Here is a 20,541-nt window from a genome sequence, read left to right on the forward strand (position 1 = left end):
CAATTCACACGTGCTCGGCACGGACGACACCGGGCCCGCGCCGACGTGCGGCGCGGGCCCGGTGTACGGGTGATCCGTGGGATCAGGCCTGGCGGACGGCCTCGCCCTCGATCTCGATCTTGATCTTCTTGCCGACCAGCACGCCGCCGGTCTCCAGGGCGACGTTCCAGGTCAGACCGAACTCCTCGCGGTCGATCTCGGTGCTCGCGGAGAAGCCGAAGATGTCCTGGCCGAACGGGCTGCGACCCACGCCCTCGAACTCGACCTCCAGCTCGACCGGACGGGTGACGCCCTTGACGGTCAGCTCACCGTCGAGCACGAACTCGTTGCCCTTGCGGGACTTGACGCCGGTACTGCGGAACTCCAGGGTCGGGAACTGCTCCGCGTCGAGGAACTCGGGGCTGCGCAGGTGCGCGTCCCGGTCGTCCTGGGTGGTGTCGATGCTGGCGGCCTGGATGGTCGCGACGACCGAGGACTGCAGCGGGTCCTCGGCGACGGTGATGGTGGCGGTCGCCTCGTTGAACTCACCGCGGACCTTGCTCACCATCATGTGCCGGGCGACGAAGCCGACCCGCTTGTGCGCCGCGTCCAGCACGTAGGTGCCGGCCGCCGGGATGGTGAGACCGTCCCAGTCGCGGGTAACCGCGTCGATGCTGCTGGTCATGGCTGGTGTCCTCCAGAGGATCGTTTAGTAGTCCAACGACTGCTTGAGCAAATATAACCGTAACAACATTCCCCGTGTCAAGGACTGGTAGGGTTAACGAGTGACCAACGTGTTCGACGACCCCCGGATCACCGCGGTTGGCCTCCTGTACGAGGCCCACGCCGGGCTCTCCGCCCGGTTCGCCGCCCAACTCGAGGAGCACGGCCTCTCCCAGGTCGAGTTCGAGGTGATCACCCGACTGGCCCGCTCGCCCGGCAACCAGCTACGGATGACCGACCTCGCCGCACAGACCTCACTGTCCACCAGCGGGGTGACCCGGGTGGTGGACCGGATGGAACGCGACGGACTGCTCACCCGTCGAGCATGCCCGAACGACCGCCGCAGCTCGTACGCGGTGGTCACCGCGTCCGGAATGCAGCGGCTCGACGAGACGCTGCCCGGGCACCTGCGGATCATCGAACAGTGGTTCACCGGCCAGCTCGAACCCGAGGCCCTGGCGGCACTGCTCGACGGCCTGCGGCGGGTGCGGGACGCGGTCCATCCTGGCGCGACCGCCGGTAGTACCGAGCAGGAGACGGCCGACGACTGCGACCCGACCTGACCGTCGACCCGCAAGAAGGGCGTCCGGGCGGTACCGGCAGAAAGACCGGCAGAACTGGCCCCAGAGTCCGGACAAACCTCTTGAAAAACACCTTCTTCCCCGGCAACGGTGGCAGGCTTTCGCCCACCGGGGAATCACCGGGGGGTGACGGCGCGGGCGAACAGCGAGGGGTAGCACCAAGGGGCTCTTCGCCCGCGCCACTCTCCATCCGGCGGTCCGCCGACCGGCCGCCGCTCACCGTTCGGTGGCTCCACCCCGCGCTGCGATCAGCGCGTAGAGCAGCCCGGACTCCTGCGGCAGCAGTCGGATCCCGGCGTCCTCGCAGACCTGGTCCAGGCGATCGAGGACCGTCGGATCTCCGGTGCTCGCGGCGAGGCCCACCAGCGCCTCCACCACGTCCCGGCGATCGTGACCGGCCTCGGCGGCGGCCGCGAACCACTCGGCCGCCAACTCCCGATCACCCCGGTGCAGCGCCAGGTTCCCCTCGATCAGCGCGCAGATCCCCGCCTCCGGTCCGCTCCACGACAACACGGTGTCGTCCGACCGTGGTCGCGGAAGTCCGACCCGCTCCATCCACTGCCGCCCCGGCACGGCGACGGTCGCCTCGGCGCCGCCGGCGCGCAGCTCGGTGAGAAGCTCGGTCGCCTCGGCGGCACGGCCGTCCTGAGCGAGCGCCAGACCGACCGTGCCGAGCACCCGACGGCGATGTCCCGGGTCGCCCAGCTCGAACAGCGCCGCCACCGCACGCCGCCCCTGGTCGACGGCATCGGCGTACCGGCCCTCCAGGCGGGACACCTCGGCCCGGTTGGCCCAGGCCAGTACGCGCAACCGCTGCTCACCCCCCTCGGCCGCGAGCCGGTCCACGGCGGCCAGTCGCCGGCGTGCCGCCGCCAGGTCGCCGACGCGGATCTCGTGCCACGCCAGGCTGTTCTGCGCGACCGCCAGATCACGCGTACGACCGTTGCGGGCGGCGAGCCGGAGCACCGCCTCGGCCTGTTCCCGCGCCTCGTCGTGTCCGCCGACGGTGGTCAGCAGAGCACCAAGCACTCCGCGCGCCTCCAACTCGCCGGTCACGTCGCCGGACTGTCGGAAGATCTCCAACGCGGCGCGTGCCGTGGGCAACTCCTCTGCCTCGGCACCGTGTTCGGCCGCGAGCCGGGCCATCCCGAGGCTGGCCCAGCCGCGCAGGATCGGATCCGCGTCGGCGGTTCGCGGGTCGGCCAACAGACGTCGCAGCCACTGCCGCCCGGCGACGTCCCGGCCCCGGAAACGCCACCAGCGGGGGAGGCAGGCGGCGAGCCGGAGCGCGGTCAGGGGGTCATCGGTGGCCGCGTGGGCGAGCGCGGAGCTGATATCGCTGCTCAGCTGGTCGAGCCGGTGCACCGCGTCGAGCATCCGTGGGCCGGCCAGGTCGGCGGCGGTCCGCGCCACGAGGCGGGCGGTCACCTCCGCGTGCCGACGCCGTACGCAGGTCAGCTCACCGCCGCCGACCGCCTGCTCCACGGCGAAGTCACGGACCGCGTCGAGCAGGCGGAACCGGAACGGCCCGGTGCCGCGAACGCTCAGCAGGCCCAGCTCGATCAGGCGGTCCAGCACCGGGACCGGATCAATGGCGACGGTCCCGTCCCGGTCGGCCTCGTCGGCGAGCATCTCCTCGGCCATCTCCACCGACCACCGGTTGCCGAACATGGCGAGTCGCCGCAGCGCGTCGCGCTCGTGCGGCGCGAGCAGGCGGTAGCTGGTCGCCACCGCGTCCCGCAGGGTCACCGCCACCGATGCCCGGGTGGCATCGGTGGCGTACGGACGGCGGGCGGCGGACTCCGGCCGGTCCCACCGGGCACGGGTCTCCTCGGTCGAGGTGGTCAGGTCGAGCACGCGGTCGCCGTACCGGTCGAGCAGTTCGGTGAGGTCGAGCAGCCGGCCACGGGCGGCCATCAGCTCGATGGCCAGCGGCAGGCCACCCAGCCGGCGGACCAGGGCGGCCAGTGCCGGTAGCTCGTCGGGGCCGGGCGGTTCCCGACGGACCTGGGCGAGCCGTGCGATGAACAGCGCGACCGCTGGCCACGAGACGAGCGTGGCGGGACCGGATTGTTCACCGTCCGGCGGCGGCACCTCGAGCGGGGCGACCGGCCAGACCCGCTCGCCGGGTAACCCGACCGGATGCCGGCCGGTGACCAGCACCCGCAGCGACGGCAGTACGGTGCCCAACCGGTGCAGTGTCTCGGCCACCGGGCCGGGAGCGCGCTCGACGGCGTCCATGACCAGCAGCGCCCGCCGGCCGGCGAGGCGGGCGACCAGTTCCGGTAACCGGGCGGCGCCGAGGACGGTCATCGAGGCCGCGAGGACGTCCGGCCCGTCCGAGCCCTCGCCGACCAGCACGCCGGCCACACCGCCTGGATGCGCCCGTGCCGCCGCGTGGGCCACGGCGAGCGCGAGCGCGGTCTTGCCGACACCGGCCAGGCCGACGAGGCTGATCAGCCGTGGTCCGTGTTCTGCGGTCAGCATCGCGGCCAACTCGGTGACATCGCGATCGCGTCCAATCAGGGCGACCGGCGGCGGGAGGGCGACCGGCGCGTCGGCTCGGGTGGCTTCCGCCGACGCGACGCCGACCGTGCCCGGGCCGACATCCGACGGCGGCTCTCCGCCGACGGGGCCGCGGGCCGTGGCCAGGAATGCCGCCCGGACGGCACCGGTCAACCCCAACGCCGCGGCGAGCAGATCGACGGTCGTGCGCTGTGGCCGGACCGACCGGCCACGCTCCAGATCCCGCACCGTCCGCACACCGACTCGGGCACGGGACGCCAGTTCCGCCTGGGTCAGACCGGCGGCGCGCCGGTGCGCACGGAGCAGCTCCGGCAGCCCGGTACGACCGGCCGGGCTCCGCGACCACCCATGATCCGGAGTCATGGGCACGAAGAGTACGGTTCGCCTCCGACCATCGGCAGTCGAACGTCGTCCTGCCGACGTCCGGTCGCCGATAATCCGACAGCCGACCGGTTGATCGATGGTGATCGGTAGCCGGCGCCCTACGGCGGGGTCAGAGACCCAGATCGCGGGCGATGATCATGCGTTGCACCTCGCTGGTGCCCTCGCCGATCTCCAGGATCTTGGAGTCCCGCCAGAACCGGGCGACCGGGTACTCGTTCATGAATCCGTAGCCGCCGTGGATCTGGGTGGCCTCCCGGGCGTTGTCCACCGCGATCGTGCTCGCGTGCAGCTTCGCGATGGCGGCCTGCCGCTTGAACGGCTCGCCGGCCAGCATCCGGGCGGCGGCGTCGTAGTAGGCCAGGCGGGCGGTGTGCGCCTTCAGCTCCATGTCCGCGATCTTGAACTGGACGGCCTGGTTGTCGCCGATCGGCCGGCCGAAGGCGTGCCGCTCCTTGGCGTACCTGATGGACTCGTCGACGCAGCCCTGGGCGAGACCGACAGCCAACGCGGCGATGGCGATCCGGCCCTCGTCGAGGATCCGCAGAAACTGCGCGAAGCCCCGGCCGCGCGCACCGAGCAGGTTGGCCGCCGGCACCCGGCAGTCGTCGAAGGTCAGCTCGTGGGTGTCCGAGGCGGTCCAACCGACCTTGGAGTAACCCGGAGCCACCGTGAATCCGGGCGTGCCGGTGGGCACGATGATCGTCGACAACTCCTTGGAGCCGTCCGGGTTGGTGCCGGTCACCGCCGTGACGGTCACCATGGCCGTGATGTCGGTGCCCGAGTTGGTGATGAACGCCTTCGCGCCGTTGATCACCCACTCGTCGCCGTCCAGCACGGCCCGCGTCTGGGTGCCGCCGGCGTCGGAACCGGTGCCCGGCTCGGTGAGGCCGAAGCCGGCCAGGGCCTCCCCGCTGAGCAGCCGGGGCAGCCAGGTGGCCTTCTGCTCCTCGGTGCCGAAGCGGTAGATCGGCATCGCGCCGAGCGAGACGGCCGCCTCCAACGTGATGGCCACGCTGGAGTCGACCCGGGCCAACTCCTCCAGGGCCAGGCACAGCGCGAAGTAGTCGCCGCCCATCCCGCCGTGCTCCTCGTCGAAGGGCAGGCCGAACAGGCCCATCTTGCCCATCTGCCGAATCACCTCGTACGGGAAGGTGTGCCGCTCGTAGTGCTCGGCGATCACCGGGGCGACCACCTCGCGGGCGAAGTCCCGCACGCTCTCCCGCAGCGCCGCTTGTTCGTCGGTGAGCCGGAAGTCCATCTCGATCCTCCTACTGGGGCGGGCCGCCCGGCGCTCGTGACGCGGAAGCGGCTGAAGCGTTAGGAGGGGCCCCCTCCTATACACCAGGCGTTAAGCGGGGGCCCTTCCTTGCGGGTCAGACGGGGGTGACGCCGTGCCGTCGCCGGGAGAAGGTGCGGTCCTTGGTGCGGGCCGCCGCGAACCGGCGGACCAGCTCGTCGCGTAGGTCGTGCGGCTCGACGATGGCGTCCACCACCAGCTCGCTGGCGAGCCGGACGACGTCGATGTCCTGCTCGTACTCGGCCCGTTTGGCGGCCACGAAGGCGGCCCGCTCGTCCGCGTCCTCGATCGCCGCGATCTTGTTGGCGTAGACGGCGTTCACGGCGGCCTCGGCGCCCATCACCGCGATCTTGGCGCTGGGCAGCGCGATCGTCGCGTCCGGCTCGAAGCCGGGGCCGGCCATCGCGTACAGGCCCGCGCCGTACGCCTTGCGGACGACCACGCAGATCTTCGGCACGGTCGCCTCGGAGATCGCGGTGATCATCTTGGCGCCGTGCCGGATGATGCCCTGCTTCTCCACCGCGCTGCCGACCATGAATCCGGGAACGTCGCTGAGGAAGAGCAGGGGCACGTTGAACGCGTCGCAGAGCTGCACGAACCGGGTGGCCTTGTCGGCCGAGTCGACGAAGAGCACGCCGCCCTTGAACATCGAGTTGTTGCCGACCACGCCGACGACCTGGCCGTCGAGGCGACCGAAGCCGATCGTCAACTCCTTGGCCCACAGCGCCTGGATCTCGAAGAAGGAACCCTCGTCGAGCAGGCCCTTGACGTACCGTCGCATGTCGAACGCCTGCCGCTCGCTGGCCGGCACCAGCGCGGCCAGGTCGACCTTCGCGGACGCGGCGACCGCCGGCGCGGCCGGCGGCGCCTGGGTCCAGTTCGCCGGCAGGTACGACAGGTAGGTCTTCACCACGTCGAGCGCGTCGGCCTCGGTCTTGCAGAGGAAGTGCCCGACGCCGGACTCGGCGGTGTGCACCTTGGCCCCGCCCATCGCCTCCAGGGTGGTCTTCTCCCCGGTGACCATCTCGACCATCCGGTCGGAGCCGAGATACATGCTGGCGTTGCCGTCGACCATCGCCACCACGTCGCAGAACGCCGGGATGTACGCCCCTCCGGCGGCGCTCGGGCCGAACAGCGCGCAGACCTGCGGGATCGAGCCGGAGGCGCGGACCTGGTTCCAGAAGATCTTGCCGGCCCCACGGCGACCGGGGAAGAGGTCGACCTGGTCGGTGATCCGGGCGCCGGCCGAGTCGACCAGGTAGACCATCGGGACGCCGGCCCCGTAGGCCCGCTCGATGATCCGGATGATCTTCTCGACGGTACGGGCGCCCCAACTGCCGGCCTTCACGGTGGAGTCGTTGGCCATCAGGCAGACCTGTCGGCCGTCGATCGTGGCGGTGCCGGTGACCACGCCGTCGGCCGGCAGGCCGTCGGCGAGCGCGTTGGCGTAGAGGCCGTCCTCGACGAAGGAGCCCTCGTCGACGAGGAGCGTGACGCGTTCGCGGGCGAAGAGCTTGCCCTTGGCCTCGTTGGCCGCGTGGTACTTGTCCGCGCCGCCGGACCGGGCCCGCTTGCGCAGTTGTTCCAGCGCCTCACCGTCGAGCGTCACGCCGACTCCCTCGCCCGTGCTGACCTGAACGATCGTTAGGCTATCGCATCCACGCACCCTCCGGCGACCCATGCCGCACCGACGCCCCTTCGAACGAAACATTGAAATCTATTAATCTCTGTGGATAGGCTCCTGTCACCCCCTCCCGGATAGGAGTCAGCGATGACCTCACGACTCAGTCGGCTCGCCGTCGCGTTGGTCGCGACGGCAGGCGCCACGCTCGGCGTCACGGTCGCCAACCCCGCGCCCGCGTCCGCCGCGATGACCATCTGCTACAACACCAGCCAGGCAGGCGCCTACGCGGGCACCGCCAACCAGGCCGCCTCGATCTGGAACAACGCCACCGTCAACCTGACGCTCTCCGCGAACTGCGGCTCCAACCTGCGGATCTACCAGATCACCGGCGGCGGCTCGTACGCCGTACGGACCAGCCTCGGCAACGGCCGGGTCTACATCGACACGCAGCAGGCGGCGCAGTACAGCCCGCTGCGGATCATGACCCACGAGATCGGTCACATCCTCGGCCTGCCGGACAACTACAACGGCAACTGCGCGATCCTGATGTCCGGCGGCAGCGCCGGCACGAGCTGCACCAACCCGTACCCGAGCACCGCTGAGGCGAACCGGGTCAGCAACCTCTTCGCCGGTACCCGCATCGCCACCGAGCGCAGCACCGACCGCAGCGCGGACATCTTCCGCGACAGCTGGCCGTCGGCCCTCACCACGGTGGGCTGACCGAACCCGCGTACCACGAAGGGGCCGGCAGCTCGCCGGCCCCTTCCGCGTGTCCTCAGCTCGGCATCGGCGTCAGCCGCGTACGTGGACCGGCCCGCAGCACCCCGGACGGCAGCGTCTTGCCGAGCAGTTCCTCGGCCAACTCGGCCACCTCGATCAGGGCATCCAGGTCGATGCCGGTGTCGATGCCCATGTCGTGCAGCATGTGCACCGCCTCCTCCGTCGCCAGATTGCCACTCGCACCCGGCGCGTAGGGGCAGCCACCCAGACCGCCGACGCTCGCGTCGAACTCGGTCACGCCCAGCTCCAGCGCGGTCAGAAGGTTGGCCAGCGCCGTACCCCGGGTGTTGTGGAAGTGCAGCAGCACCGGCACATGCGCGTTGCGGTCGCGTACCGCGGTCAGCAACTCACGGACCCGACGCGGCGTGCCCATGCCGGTCGTGTCGCCGAAAGCCACCCGGTCCGCGCCGTCGCGGACGACCCGGTCGACGATGCCGGCGACACGGCCCGGGTCGACGTCCCCCTCGTACGGGCACCCGAAGCTGGTCGCCACGATCACCTCGGCCCGCGCGGACGCGCCGTGCAGGAGGTCGATCAGCTCGGCGATGTCGTCAAGCGACTGGTCGGTCGAGCGGTTGACGTTGCGGCGGTTGTGCGTGTCGCTGGCCGACACCACCACCTCGATCTCGGTGAAGCCGGCCGCCAGGGCCCGCTGGGCGCCCCGGGTGTTCGGCACCAGAGCCGAATACCGCACCCCGTCGACCTTCGCCGCCCGCCGCCACACCTCGTCGGCGTCGGCCATCTGCGGAATCGCCCTGGGATGCACGAACGACACCGCCTCGATCCGGCGTACGCCGGTGGCGGAGAGCGCGTCGAGCAGCCGCACCTTGGCGTCGGCGGGGATGGGCTCCTCGTTCTGCAACCCGTCCCGCGGCCCGACTTCACGGATCGACACCGAGTTTGGCAGTTCCGCCATGGGGTCACCTCACTGTCTGCCCTGGTGGGGCAACGGTAGCGACATCGGCCCGGATAACCGCCAGTGTCGAGGACGGTACGGACACGGTGTGCGATGGCTCTCCGCCGAGGTGGGCCGTCCAGCCACCACCGGACCACCCTTCGGCGGATGAATCAGGCCAGAAGGATGCCATCACCGGCGGCGGCATGGAACTGCGGGCGGTCGGGTGGCTACGTTGGTGCCGGCGGGACGGCGGGGCCAGCCATCGGCTCGACCCCACCGTCTGGACGCCTCCGGTGGTCAGCGCTGCGACGGTCCTTCCAAGAGCTCCGCAGCGCATCGGAGTGCGGTCGAGAGGGCGCCGGCGCACGCGGCGGCGTCCTCCCGACCCACGCACAGGGTCAGCACCGCAACACCATCGGCGCCGAGCGACATCTTCCGCAGAGTTCGGACGATACGTCGTCCCGTGTTCGGCGGTCGAACCGAATTACCGTTCATCTGCCTTCCTCTCCAGCGTCAGTTGACAATTGTCGCGGGATTGTCATTCCGTGGAACTTCCACGACTGATCCCGCGATCAACAAACAATGGGGTCGTCTCCCATCGACTACGACAACGACGCGATCCGACGGACCGAACGATCTTCTGACCGGGTTCTCGACCGGCCACCCCGGCCAAAGCGACGGAGCAGCGGAAGTCCAACAAGGACCAAGCCGGAACGCCTCCGACACAAGGGCTCCGCCCCGGCCAGCGACCCGGCCAGAATCTGACTGGCGACACAGCCCGCAAGACCCGCGCTGTTGATCGGAGGCGGTACAAATACTGGTCCGAGTCATGTGAGCTCTTGGAAGGACCCGCATGACCAGTCCATTGCAAGTTCCGAGACCACCGGGACGAAAGGAGAGGCATGAACAACGAGGCAGAGGAACACACCCGGAGACACCGACTCGTCTCACGATCGAAGCTCGAAGCGCAACACGCGCAGCGCTATCACAACCCCGCCGTCGCGACCTACGCACTGGCGGTCCGCGAGATCGTGGCGAACTGTTCCGAGATCGGCCCGATCGACACCTGGCGGAAGCTGGCCGACCTGGTCCACACGCCCCGAACCGACCCTGACCGCGCCAGTCGCAGCAGGAAACAACTCCGCCTGCGCAAGAAGCTGTCGCGGCACTTCACCGCCGAGAGCAAGGGCCCACCCTGGCAGACGGTGATGCTCGTGGTGAAGTACGCGCTGCCACCGGAGTTCCGACGGGAGCGGTTGGCTCAGTTCGCCGAGTTGTACGAGCTAGCCCGCGGCGAAAAACCGCCAAACGGCGTTCGGGACGACGAACAAGACGAGAACGGGGCGGGCGAGGATGTCGAGCAGCGCTTACGCCAGAGGATCGCCGCCTTGGAGCAGGAACGTCTGGACCTCAGGGTGGAGGTCAGCAAGCTGCGGGCCACCGCCGGCCTCGACACCACGTCGAACGATCTACCTCGACAACGCGATCCGTCGAGTGGCCCGTCCACCGGGGCACCCAACGCCCGGCACTTCCGGGCCGGCGGCCCGGTACCGGGCAACCATCGTGCACCGAGGCTGGACACCGGCGGTCCCGGCCTGCCCGGGCAGAGCCGAGGAGAGCGACCCCGCCTGACTGACCAGCCCTGGCACGGGACCGACAGCCCCGACAACCTACCCAGGTACCGCTGACAAGCCCTCGCCAGCGGCGTCGATCAAGAGGTTTGCGTCAAAATTCCGGCCCCGGACGACGCAAACCTCTTGATCAACTACAGGCAGGAGCGCGGAACGGTCAGCGCATGCGGGAGACGATTCCGGTGTCGTAGGCGCCGGAGCGGAACTCCTCGTTGCCCAGCAGCTCGGCGAAGAAGGGGACGTTGTTCTTCGGGCCCTCGATCTGGAACGCCGCCACCGCGTCGCGAGCGCGTTCGAGGACCTCGTCGCGGGTCGTGCCGGTGACGATCAGCTTGGCCAGCAGGCTGTCGTAGAACGGCGTGACTGTGTTGCCCCCGGTGTAGCCGGAATCCACCCGGACCCCCTCGCCGGTCGGCTCCACCCAGGTCCGGATCACACCGGGGCCGGGCAGGAAACGCTTCGGGTCCTCGGCGTTGATCCGCATCTCGATGGCGTGCCCGCTCGGCGCGAGCGCGTCCGGATCGAACGTCGGCGCCAGCCCGGACGCCACCCGCAACTGCTCCTCGACCAGGTCGATCCCGTAGACGTACTCGGTCACCGGGTGTTCCACCTGAAGGCGCGTGTTCATCTCGAGGAAGAAGAACTCGTTCGTCGAAGGATCGAGCAAACACTCGACGGTCCCCGCGTTGCGGTAGCCCACGGCCTCGCCCGCCCGCACCGCCGCCGCCAGGAGGCGCGCCCGCAGCTCCGGCGAGACCGCCGGCGACGGGGATTCCTCGACGAGCTTCTGGTTGCGTCGCTGCACCGAGCACTCCCGCTCGCCGAGCGCCACCACCCGACCGTCGGCCAGGCCGAGGATCTGCACCTCGACGTGCCGCACCCGGGGGAAGTACCGCTCGATCAGCACCGAGCCGTCACCGAACATCCGCTCGGCGAAGGCGCGCACCTTGTCGTACTCGGTGCGCAACGCGGCCTCGTCGACGGCCACGCCCATGCCCATGCCGCCGCCACCGGCGGCAGCCTTGACCATCACCGGGTAGCCGATCTCGGCGGCGGCCGTCACGGCCGCGTCCAGGTCGGCGGCCGGATCGGTGGTGCCGGGCGCGACCGGCACGCCGGCCGCCGCCATCAGGTTCCGAGCATTGATCTTGTCGCCCATCGCGCTGATCGCGTCCGCGCCGGGTCCGACCCAGATCAGCCCGCTGGCCTCGACGGTACGAGCGAACTCCGCGTTCTCCGACAGGAAGCCGTAGCCGGGGTGGATGGCCTGCGCGCCGGTCGACTTGGCGGCGGCGAGGATCGCCTCGACGTTGCGGTAGCTCTGCGCCGGGTTCGGCGGGCCGATGAGGACCGCCTCGTCCGCCTCGGTGACGAACGGCAGGTCGGCGTCCGCCTCCGAGTACACCGCGATCGCGCGGATGCCGAGCCGCTTGGCGGTCCGGATGACCCGGCGGGCGATCTCGCCCCGATTGGCGACCAGCAGTGACTCGATCATGTTTCCTCCCGGCGTCCGGATGTTGGGACGATGTCAGGGAATCATGACCGGCGTACTTCTGACGAGTCGGGCTCAGGCGAGCAGCGCGGCCAGCGTCGCTCCGCGCAACAGCTCGGCCCGACGTCGCCGGTCCACCTCGCCGCCGAGGAACGGAGTCGAGTTCATCAGGCCGAACGCGGCGTGCGCGAGCACCCGAGCCTCGCCGTCGGGCATGCCCGGGTGCAACGCCGTGAGCACCGTCACCCACTCCTCGACGTACATCCGTTGCAGCCGGCGGATCCGTCGTCGCGGCTCCTCCGGCAGGCGGTCCAGCTCGTGCAGGTGCAGCGCGATCACGGCCGGGTTGGCCAGCGCGAACTCGACGTGGAAGTCGATCAGGGACTCCAGCACGCCGCGCGGGTCGTCCGGGTGCCCGGCGGCGCGTTCCCGCCCGCCGGCCAGCAGCCCCTCGCTGACCGGGATCAGCGCCGCGGCCAGCATCGCCTCCTTGCCGGCGAAGTGGTGATAGAGCGCCGGACCCGTCACCCCGGCTGCCGCGCCGATGTCGTCCATCGACACGCCGTGGTAGCCGCGGGCGGCGAACAGACCGACCGCGATCTCCAGGATCTCGTCCTTGCGGGACCGGCGCCGGCCCGTACCCGCCGCCCCCCGTGCCTGCTGCTCCACCGTCACCGGGCAAGCGTAGACCGCGAGCTGGACACGGTGGGGCGACGGATACCGGTCGGTTCGCCGCAGCGGTCAGTCGTCCGGGTCGAGGTCGTGCTCCTGTCGCAGGGCGGCTGCCTCGGCGGGCCGGTCGAGCAGGTCCAACGCACGGGCCAGCAACCACGCGGTCTGGCGGACCGGCCGCGATCCGGCCGGCAACCCACCGAGTACGCGACGCAACAGCGGCTCCGCCTCGACCGGCCGGTCCAGTCGGAGCAGCAACTCACCGACGAGGATCTCCACCTGGGCGGCCTCACCGAAGGCCTCGATCGACCGCAGCCGGTCGGGCACCCCGGCGAGCCGTTCCAGCGCCTCGTCCGCCCGGCCCTCCCCGGTCAGCACCCGCGCGCCGGTCTCGGCCGTCATCGCCAGCTCGTACGTCACCGGTGGCGGCGGCTCCGGCTGCCCGGCCAACACCGCCGCCAACCCGTCCGCCAGTTCGACGACACGGATCGCCTCCGGCAGGTTGTCGGACCAGAACCAGGCGTACGCCTCCCGGCGACGGGCCCGCAGCTCGTCCAGCGGCAGATCGGCGAGCCGGTACGCCGTGGCGGCGGCGGCGAACCGCTCGGCGGCCGCGGCGTCCCGGTCGGCGTCGTACAGGATCCCGCCGGCCTCCTCCAGCACCTGGGCCCGGATGGGCAGGTTGTCCGGGCCATCCAGGTTGACGGACAACTGCTCCAGCAGAGCCAACGCGGGGTCGATCTCGCCGAGCCCGCCGTACACGCCGGCCAGCAGGTGCCGGCAGCGGTCGGCCTCCGCCTGGGCGCCCAGGCGGTCCAGGCCGAGCACGGCCTCCTCGGCGACCTCGGCCGCCTCGGCGAGCCGACCCACCACCCGGTACGCGTTCGCCAGCTCCCAGCGCAGGAACGCGTCCCCCTCGGCGCCCCGCTCCACGCAGAGCGTCACCGCCTCGACGAAGTCGTCCACCGCGTCGTCGGCCCGCCCGGCGGAGAGCAGTGCCCGCGCGCGGGCGACCCGGACGGGCAGCTCCGCGTCCGCCGGTGCCACCCGCAGCGCCTCGTCGCAGGCGGCCACCGCCTCCGCCGGATCGTCGACCGTCCGGGCGCAGGCCAGGCAGGCGGCCGTGACCAGCTCGTCGACGCCCAGCTCACGGGCCATCCGGCGGGCCTGGACGGCGGCGGCACGGGCCTCGTCGACGCGGTCGGACTGCTCCAGCAGATGTGCCCGGTGCAGCGCGACCCGGGCCGCCAGGTGCTCGTCGCCACCGGCGTCGGCCGGTATCCGGGAAAGGGCCGCCAGGGCATCCGCCCACCGGTGCCGGTGCAGCAGCGCCAACGCCAGCCGGTCGTACCCGGCGGCGCGCTGCCGGGGGTCGCCGAGCCGATCCAGGGTCTCGGCGGCCTCCCGGACCAGCGTCAGCCCCTCCTCGGCGTGCTCGTCGGCGCGGGTCAGCAGCACACCCAGCCGCCCCGCGACCACCTGGGCGGGCAGCTCCTCGCCCGCGGAGCGGTACAGGTCCAACGCCGCCCGGTTCAGCTCGACCGCACCCTCGACGTCGTCCTCGTCGCCCCGCTCGGCCGCCCGCAGCGACAGTCGGTGCGCGACCGTACGCGGCGGAAGGTCGGCGGCGTCGAACCGGTCGTCGTACGCGGCCAGCGCCGCCCGGAAGGTGGCCCGGTCGTGCTGGCCCCAGCTCTCCTCGGCGACGGTCAGCAGCTCGTCGGCGTCGGCGGGTAGAGCCACGGTGGACACCGCGACCGGTGCGCGGCCGGGCCGTTCGGACGCGGGCGCTGCCCCGCCGACCGGCGCGTCCCCACCGGTTCGGGCCGGACGGCGACGGACGCTGGCGGACAGCGGCACGTGCTCGCCGCTCGGTCGTACGGCGAGCCGACGGGCGATCCACTGCGACTGGTGGGTAGTGCCGTTGCGGACGTCGAAACGGGCGGCCAGCTCGGTCGCCCGGTCGGCCAACTCGTCGGCCAGCGCCGACGCCGGAACCTCGGCCGCCGGCCGGCCCTCGGCGGCCCGGCGGTACACGGTGGCCACGCCGGCCTGGCGCAGCGCGGCGGCGGCGGTCGCCGCGAAGTGCATGGCGGCGGCCGGCGACGGCGGTCGGTCCAGCCAGTCCAGGTGCCGTTCGACCAGCTCGACCGCCCGCGCCTCGTTGCCGGTGAGCGTGCAGAACTCGATGTGGTCGCCGATGTCCCACAGGTCGGCGAGGCTGCCGCGCAGTTTGCGGTACGCCTCCCGGTGCGCGTCGCGCGCCGACTCACCCCGACCGGTCCGCAGGTACGGCAGCAGAAGCGCCGTGAGGATCGCCTGCGGCTGCTCGGTGCACGTGAGCCGACCGGCGAGCACCGGCTCGGCGAGGGCCACCGCCTCGGCGTCCCGACCGGTGTCGGCGAGGTAGCCCACCTGGCTCGTCGGGTCACAACCCGCGCAGTCGGACAGTTCGTCACGGGGCGTCGTCTGCCACAGCCGGTACCAGTGCGCGGCAGCCTCGGCGTCGCCCACGTGGTCGGCGACCCTGAACCGGTGCTTGTGGACGGTCTGCAGACTGTGCCCGCCGGCCCGGTAGCGCCGCTCCATGTCGTCGAGCACGCCGTACGTGCGGTCCAGTGGCACCTCGGGGAACTTCAGCAGACCCGACACCATGTACTTGAAGTGCCACAGCAACTGGTGCAGGTGCTGCTGGTGGTAGGGCTGCGGGTCACGGTCGAACTCGGACAGGCACCAGGAGAACGTCACGAACGACTTCGCCGGCTCGCCCCCGTAGACGTACCCGGTCGTCGCCTGCATGCGGGTGACGAAGGCGAGGTGCCGGTCGTCGGCGGCGTCCACCCGGCGCAGCAACTGCTCCAACGCGGCGATCTGCCCTGCCCCGTACGGCATGTCGGCGATGCCACCCAGCACCCGCCACAGGTCCTCGTCGCTCATTCCTGCTCCCGTCCCGGCACGGCCCGGCCGAGCAGGCCGAGGAAGGAATCGTTCAGCAGCGCGGCGTCGGCCGCGCGGATCGGATGGTGCCCGAGCAGCAGCGCCTGCCCGTACAGCGCCTCGACGGCGAGCCCGACCAGCTCCGGGTCGCCCAGCATCGTGACCCGCCGTACCAGCGGGTTGCGGTGGTTGAGCACCAGTTGCGGGCGGTCCGGTGGGGCGGTGGCGGCGAGCGCGTCGAGCACCCCACCCCACAGCTCGTCGGCCCGGTCGCGGCTGGCGGCGAGCTGGTCGTTGAACGCCGCCGACCGGCTGACCAGGTAGAGCGCGGGCAGCGAGACCGGGTCGTACGCCCGGATGACCACCTCGCAACCGGAACGCTCGACGGCCCGCTGCGCGGCGGTGAGGAACGGTCGCAGCGCCAGTTCCACGGACGGGTCGAGGGCCTCGAACCGGGTGGTGAGGTCACTCGGCTCGAGCCGTTCGATCAGCACCGAACGGTCCACCGCCGGCAGTCGCTCGATCAGCTCGGTGTCGTACGTGTAACCGGCGTTGACGACGGCCAGGTCCTGTGCGGCGGCCACCGCGGCGAGCTGGCGGAACTCGTCGAGGCTGGCCGCGTAGCGGACCACCCCGTGGCGTTCCCGGAACTCGGCGAGGGTGAGCGTGCCGACGTTGGTGTCCATCGGCCACCACCTGTCGACCAGCCGGAGCATGTCGTCGTCGTGCAGGGCCAGCGCCTTCACGCCGAGGTGGTGCACCTGGAGGAACTGGGCCAACCGGTGCGGGTCGTGTCGCGCCAGCCGGACCAGCCAGCCGCGTACCTGGTCGCCGAGCGCCTCCCGGGTCGCGGTCAGCAGGGTGTCCTCGTACAGGGCCTCGCGGCTGGCCGTCGGACGCAACTCGCTCGCGTCGACGACGCAGTGCGCGAAGAACGCCCAGTCCGGCAGCAGGCCGTCGGCGTTCTCGGTGAGCAGCATCCGCTTGAGGTAGACGCGGTGCCCGGCACGGGCCGCCGGGTTCACCGGGGTCGGCAGGATGACGGCGACACCGGTCAGCCCGGCCTCGGGGACACTCAACGGCAGCACGTCGAACGGGTCGACCCCGAGCGTCTCGCGGGCGTACGCGATCAGCGCCGCCCGATCGACCGGCGTGCCCGGCGTCGTCGGCCAGGGCGGCTCACCGACGGTGGTGACCACGTCGCCGACCCGGACGGTGACCGGCAGCAACGCGCCGAAGAGCCGCGCCAGGTCGACGACGGTCGGGGTGCTGAACCACTGGTCGGCATCACGTCGGGGCACCAGCGTCACGGTGGTGCCCACTTCGGCGCGGGCCTGCTCCGGCGGCGCGACGGTAACCGCGTACCGGCCGTCGGCGTACCCGGTCCAGCGGACGGTCGGATTGTCGCCGTGGCGGGTGAGCACCTGGATCTCGTCGGCCACCAGGAAGCAGGAGAGCAGGCCGATGCCGAACTGGCCGAGGAACTCGTGCCGGGAGAAGCCCAACTCGTCACGCTTGGAGCTGCGGCCGATGGTCGCCAGCAGCTCGTGTACCTGCGCCTCGGTCAGGCCCACGCCGGTGTCGTGCACCCGGAGGGTGCCGTCCCCGGTGATCTCCGGCGGTTCGATCCGGACCAGCGCCGGCGCGTCCGGCTCGGTGGTACGCCGGGCGGTGATCGCGTCCACGGCGTTCTGGAGCAGCTCCCGGACGTAGACCCGAGGGCTGCCGTAGAGGTGATGGCTGAGCAGGTCGACCACGCCACGCAGGTCGACCTGGAAGGTGTGGTCCACGCCTGTGCTCTCCCCGGTCCCGATGCCGGCGCTCACCGTACCCAAGATCACCGGCGGCCCGCGTCCCCCTTTCGCCCGGCGGCTTGACCCTCGACCCGGTCGAACCGGCACGGTCGGCGGCATGACCTCCTCCGTTCTGGGCCGGGACTTCCGGCTGCTCTGGTCCGCCGCCGTGGCGTCCCGCTTCGGGGACGCGTTGCGGACGCCGGCGCTGGCGCTGCTCGCGGCCACGCTGACCCGCGACCCCCGGGTCATCGCCGCGGTCACCGTGGCCGCGCAGGTGCCGCCGCTGCTCTTCGGCCCGCTCGGCGGGGTGTACGCGGACCGCTGGGACCGCCGCCGGACGATGGCCGGCATCGACGGGGTACGCGCCGCAGTGGTGGCGGCGGTGGCCGTGGCGGTGGCCGTCGACCGGGCCGGCATCGGGCTCCTGCTGGTGGCGGCGTTCCTGCTCGCCGCGCTGGGAACGCTCTTCGACGCCGCCTCTTTCGCGATGCTCCCGGCCCTGGTGCCGCCGGCCGCGCTGCCCCGGGCGAACGGCCGCCTCCAGGCGGGTGCGGCGGTGGCCGGGGGTTTCCTCGGCGCTCCCGCCGCCGGTGTCCTGTTCGCCGCCGCTCCCGCCCTCCCGTTCGCTCTCGACGCCGTCACCTTCGCGGTGGCCGCCCTGCTCGTGCTCGCCCTCACCTCTCCGGTCGCCGTACCCGTCACGCCGGCGACCGGGCGCGCGTCCGTGTGGGGCGACGTCGTCGAGGGAGTGCGGTGGCTGCGCGCGCACCGGACCATGTGGCGGGTCACCCTGCTCGCCGCGGCGAGCAACCTGGCGATCTCCGGCATCATGGCGGTGCTGGTGCTCTACGCGCTGGACGTGCTGCGAGTACCGCCGGCCGGGTACGGGCTGTTCGCCGCGTCGGTGATCCTCGGCGGGGTGGCCGGGGCGCTGGGATCGAACCGGCTCGCCGCCCGGCTCGGCACCGTACCGGCGCTGGGTGCGGTTCTCGCCACGCAGACCGTGGCGCTGACCGGCTTCGCGCTGGCCCGGCATCCGGTGCCGGGCGCGTTCGCGCTTGCCGTCTTCGCGGCCGGGACGGTGGTGTGGAACAGCCTGTGGGCGTCGTACGGTCAGCGGGAGGTGCCGTCGAGGCTGCTCGGCCGGGTCGGCGCCGCCCAGCGGATGGTCGGTCTGCTCACCGCGCCGGTCGGCGCGGGACTCGCCGGGCTGGTCGCCGCCGTCCACGGGACGGTCCCGGTGGTGGGCGCGGCGGCGGGCGTCTTCGCGCTGGTGACCGTGGTGGCGTGGCGGATCCTGCGACCGGCCGGAAAATCGGTCCAACCTTTTCCGCCCTCCCGTGCGTCTGTCGGGTGACGCGCACCGCGGGCGGCCGGAAGGGGTGCGGATGGGATCGACGGCGGACGACGGCCGCGACGGCTACCTCGCCTTCGTGGAGAGCAACCAGCACCGGCTCCTGCGCGCGGCCTTCCTGATCTGTGGCAACCGGCACCAGGCCGAGGACCTTCTCCAGGACGCCCTGCTGAAGCTCGCGCTGCGCTGGACCTCGGTCCGCGACGGGGATCCCGCCGCCTACGTGCGGGCCATCCTCTACCGGGACGCGGTGTCCTGGTGGCGACGTCGCCGCCGGGAGTGGCTCAGCGCCGCGCCGCCGGAGCGGGCCGCGCCGGACCGGGACGGCGCGCTGCGGCTGACCCTGCACGACGCGCTGGGGATGCTGCCGCCACGCCAGCGGGCCGTGCTGGTGCTGCGTTACTACGAGGACCTGACCGAGGTCGCCACGGCCGAGGCGCTCGGGGTGACCGTGGGCACCGTGAAGAGCCAGTGCCACCTGGCGCTGCGGCGGCTCCGGGAGGTTGCTCCCGCCCTCACCGGGGACGACCGACCGGGTCGGGGCGTCAACGGTGTGGAGGTGAACCAGTGAACGAGCAGAACCTGCGCGACCTGTTCACCGTCACCGTGCAGGACGTGCTGCCCAGCGCACCGGCGACGGCAGGCTGGGAGCGGGCGCGGCGGACCCGGCGGACCCGACGCGCCCTCGGCGCGGTCGTCGTGGCGGTGGCCCTGGCCGGCGGTACGGCGATCGCCCTACGACCGTCCCCCGATCCACGCCTGGCCCATCCGGTGGCGCCGACCGTTGCGCCCACCCACGGCGATCCCGTGCAGCGCCCGCCCGCCAAGCTGACGTACCCACCCGATCCGCTGAGCCGGATCAGCGGCCCGCCGACCGTGGCGCTGTCCGCGCGACCGGTCCAGCGGGCGCTGGCGCTGTTCCAGCCACTGAGCGAGGAGGGTCAACCGGACGGCCCGATCCGAATCCTCGGCGACGACGGCGTGGTCCGCAGTCTGGACGTGGTGACGCCGGCACCCACCTGGGACGAGAGCGGCAACGAGGCGACAGCGGTCAAGCCGGGTGTCCTGTCGCCGGACGGGCGGTGGGCGGCGTTCGCGCAGACCAACGAGCTGATCATGGTCGACCTCACCACGGCGGGCGTACGTCGCATCCCCCTCGACGGCTACCTGGAGTTGGTGGTGTGGGCGCACGACCGGGTGCTGGTCGGCGGCGACAACCGGACGTACGTGGTACAGCGGGACACCGAGGCGGCCAGCACCACCGACGTGTCGGCCTGGAATGTGGTCACGCCCGATCCGGAGGCCGGCCGTGGGGCGGCTGTGCTCGAGCTGGTCGGCGAGCGCGGTGACCTGAAGCTGCAGAGCCGGACCGCCTTCGACGGCCCGGTCCGCTCCGAATCGCGGATCACCTTTGACGGGCTGCCGCCGCCCTATCAGGTCAACGAGTTCTACGGCCGGGGTTGGCTGCACGGGGGCCGGCTGGCCAGCGCAGCGTGGATCGTCAACAACCAGATCAGCGGCGCGGAGGGGGTGGCCGTGCTGGACTCCCGTACCGGCTCGGTGACCCACCTGCTCGACCTCGGGCGGGACCGTGGCAAGGGCTGCTGCCCGGTGTTGGGCTGGGACAACAAGGGCGCGGTGCTGCTGCGCCTGGAACCGGCCGCCCTGGCGCGCTGGGACCCGGAGACCGGCGAGATCACTGGGATCATCGCCGACCTGCGAGGCGTGCTGGCGCTGGCCGGCTGAGGGGCGGCGTGCTGGCGCTGCCCGGCTGAAGAGCGGGCGTGTCGGTACTGGCCGGCTGAAGAGCGGGCGTGTTGGTACTGGCCGGCTGAGCAGCGTGGCGTGCTCAGCCGGCCGAGCCCGC

At 71.9% G+C, this 20,541-nt stretch carries 15 protein-coding genes; 6 read left to right on the forward strand and 9 right to left on the reverse strand.

All coding sequences use genetic code 11. The annotated features are described in order from the left end of the window. Positions 1 to 82: 82 nt before the first annotated feature. The gene (locus ABZ272_RS04760; RefSeq protein ID WP_355048530.1) at positions 83 to 664 is read right to left on the reverse strand and encodes a YceI family protein; all 582 of its coding nucleotides are present in this window, start codon (positions 662 to 664) and stop codon (positions 83 to 85) included. Between the two features lie 100 nt (positions 665 to 764). On the opposite strand from ABZ272_RS04760, the gene ABZ272_RS04765 reads away from it, so the two are divergent. Next, the gene (locus tag ABZ272_RS04765) at positions 765 to 1,265 is read left to right on the forward strand and encodes a MarR family transcriptional regulator (RefSeq protein ID WP_355048531.1); all 501 of its coding nucleotides are present in this window, start codon (positions 765 to 767) and stop codon (positions 1,263 to 1,265) included. A gap of 234 nt (positions 1,266 to 1,499) precedes the next feature. Here ABZ272_RS04765 and ABZ272_RS04770 read toward each other — a convergent pair whose 3' ends face one another. The 3 genes from ABZ272_RS04770 to ABZ272_RS04780 all read right to left on the reverse strand — a co-directional run bounded on the left by ABZ272_RS04770 (position 1,500) and on the right by ABZ272_RS04780 (position 7,099). Beyond that, positions 1,500 to 4,172, reverse strand: coding sequence for a helix-turn-helix domain-containing protein (locus ABZ272_RS04770; RefSeq protein ID WP_355048532.1), 2,673 nt, complete (start codon positions 4,170 to 4,172; stop codon positions 1,500 to 1,502). A gap of 130 nt (positions 4,173 to 4,302) precedes the next feature. Further along, on the reverse strand, positions 4,303 to 5,451 hold the full coding sequence (locus ABZ272_RS04775) for an acyl-CoA dehydrogenase family protein (protein ID WP_355048533.1): 1,149 nt from the start codon (positions 5,449 to 5,451) through the stop codon (positions 4,303 to 4,305). 115 nt (positions 5,452 to 5,566) lie between these two features. Beyond that, complete coding sequence (locus tag ABZ272_RS04780; RefSeq protein ID WP_355048534.1) at positions 5,567 to 7,099, reverse strand: acyl-CoA carboxylase subunit beta; 1,533 nt, start codon at positions 7,097 to 7,099, stop codon at positions 5,567 to 5,569. Between the two features lie 162 nt (positions 7,100 to 7,261). On the opposite strand from ABZ272_RS04780, the gene ABZ272_RS04785 reads away from it, so the two are divergent. Continuing rightward, positions 7,262 to 7,834, forward strand: a complete 573-nt coding sequence (locus ABZ272_RS04785; RefSeq protein WP_355048535.1) for a snapalysin family zinc-dependent metalloprotease — start codon at positions 7,262 to 7,264, stop codon at positions 7,832 to 7,834. Between the two features lie 55 nt (positions 7,835 to 7,889). Here ABZ272_RS04785 and ABZ272_RS04790 read toward each other — a convergent pair whose 3' ends face one another. Further along, positions 7,890 to 8,810 (reverse strand): hydroxymethylglutaryl-CoA lyase, encoded by a 921-nt coding sequence (locus ABZ272_RS04790; RefSeq protein ID WP_355048536.1) that lies wholly within the window; start codon positions 8,808 to 8,810, stop codon positions 7,890 to 7,892. A gap of 884 nt (positions 8,811 to 9,694) precedes the next feature. On the opposite strand from ABZ272_RS04790, the gene ABZ272_RS04795 reads away from it, so the two are divergent. Next, positions 9,695 to 10,480: a hypothetical protein gene (locus tag ABZ272_RS04795; protein ID WP_355048537.1), complete on the forward strand. Its 786-nt coding sequence runs from the start codon at positions 9,695 to 9,697 to the stop codon at positions 10,478 to 10,480. Positions 10,481 to 10,580: 100 nt separating this feature from the next. On the opposite strand, the gene ABZ272_RS04800 is transcribed toward ABZ272_RS04795, so the two are convergent. From ABZ272_RS04800 to ABZ272_RS04815, 4 genes are all read right to left on the reverse strand, one after another. After that, positions 10,581 to 11,918: a biotin carboxylase N-terminal domain-containing protein gene (locus ABZ272_RS04800; RefSeq protein WP_355048538.1), complete on the reverse strand. Its 1,338-nt coding sequence runs from the start codon at positions 11,916 to 11,918 to the stop codon at positions 10,581 to 10,583. A gap of 72 nt (positions 11,919 to 11,990) precedes the next feature. Then, entirely contained in the window at positions 11,991 to 12,590 is a 600-nt protein-coding gene (locus ABZ272_RS04805; protein ID WP_355048539.1) for a TetR/AcrR family transcriptional regulator, read from the reverse strand. A gap of 66 nt (positions 12,591 to 12,656) precedes the next feature. Beyond that, positions 12,657 to 15,524 carry a hypothetical protein gene (locus ABZ272_RS04810; protein WP_355048540.1) on the reverse strand — a complete coding sequence of 956 codons (2,868 nt, stop codon included), beginning with the start codon at positions 15,522 to 15,524 and terminating at the stop codon, positions 12,657 to 12,659. Continuing rightward, positions 15,521 to 17,314 carry an HSP90 family protein gene (locus ABZ272_RS04815; RefSeq protein ID WP_355048785.1) on the reverse strand — a complete coding sequence of 598 codons (1,794 nt, stop codon included), beginning with the start codon at positions 17,312 to 17,314 and terminating at the stop codon, positions 15,521 to 15,523. The genes ABZ272_RS04810 and ABZ272_RS04815 overlap by 4 nt, the downstream gene beginning before the upstream one ends. 121 nt (positions 17,315 to 17,435) lie before the next feature. Here ABZ272_RS04815 and ABZ272_RS04820 point away from each other — a divergent pair, with 121 nt between their 5' ends. From ABZ272_RS04820 to ABZ272_RS04830, 3 genes are read left to right on the forward strand one after another with little or no spacing between them, the layout of a single operon-like run. Next, positions 17,436 to 18,677, forward strand: coding sequence for an MFS transporter (locus ABZ272_RS04820; RefSeq protein WP_355048541.1), 1,242 nt, complete (start codon positions 17,436 to 17,438; stop codon positions 18,675 to 18,677). Positions 18,678 to 18,708: 31 nt separating this feature from the next. Continuing rightward, positions 18,709 to 19,245 (forward strand): SigE family RNA polymerase sigma factor, encoded by a 537-nt coding sequence (locus ABZ272_RS04825; RefSeq protein WP_355048542.1) that lies wholly within the window; start codon positions 18,709 to 18,711, stop codon positions 19,243 to 19,245. Continuing rightward, a complete protein-coding gene (locus ABZ272_RS04830; RefSeq protein ID WP_355048543.1) occupies positions 19,242 to 20,420 on the forward strand; it encodes a hypothetical protein in 1,179 nt (392 codons plus the stop codon). The genes ABZ272_RS04825 and ABZ272_RS04830 overlap by 4 nt, the downstream gene beginning before the upstream one ends. Positions 20,421 to 20,541 lie beyond the last annotated feature (121 nt).

The organism is Micromonospora sp. NPDC005979 (assembly GCF_040614415.1).
Classification (GTDB): Bacteria; Actinomycetota; Actinomycetes; order Mycobacteriales; family Micromonosporaceae; genus Micromonospora.

What these genes read in the sequence shown, in the direction of transcription:
- ABZ272_RS04760 (WP_355048530.1), bottom strand. Translation starts at nt 664, where the DNA reads ATGACCAGCAGCATCGACGCGGTTACCCGCGACTGGGACGGTCTCACC.
- ABZ272_RS04770 (WP_355048532.1), bottom strand. Translation starts at nt 4,172, where the DNA reads ATGACTCCGGATCATGGGTGGTCGCGGAGCCCGGCCGGTCGTACCGGG.
- ABZ272_RS04775 (WP_355048533.1), bottom strand. Translation starts at nt 5,451, where the DNA reads ATGGACTTCCGGCTCACCGACGAACAAGCGGCGCTGCGGGAGAGCGTG.
- ABZ272_RS04785 (WP_355048535.1), top strand. Translation starts at nt 7,262, where the DNA reads ATGACCTCACGACTCAGTCGGCTCGCCGTCGCGTTGGTCGCGACGGCA.
- ABZ272_RS04790 (WP_355048536.1), bottom strand. Translation starts at nt 8,810, where the DNA reads ATGGCGGAACTGCCAAACTCGGTGTCGATCCGTGAAGTCGGGCCGCGG.
- ABZ272_RS04795 (WP_355048537.1), top strand. Translation starts at nt 9,695, where the DNA reads ATGAACAACGAGGCAGAGGAACACACCCGGAGACACCGACTCGTCTCA.
- ABZ272_RS04800 (WP_355048538.1), bottom strand. Translation starts at nt 11,918, where the DNA reads ATGATCGAGTCACTGCTGGTCGCCAATCGGGGCGAGATCGCCCGCCGG.
- ABZ272_RS04810 (WP_355048540.1), bottom strand. Translation starts at nt 15,524, where the DNA reads ATGAGCGACGAGGACCTGTGGCGGGTGCTGGGTGGCATCGCCGACATG.
- ABZ272_RS04820 (WP_355048541.1), top strand. Translation starts at nt 17,436, where the DNA reads ATGACCTCCTCCGTTCTGGGCCGGGACTTCCGGCTGCTCTGGTCCGCC.
- ABZ272_RS04825 (WP_355048542.1), top strand. Translation starts at nt 18,709, where the DNA reads ATGGGATCGACGGCGGACGACGGCCGCGACGGCTACCTCGCCTTCGTG.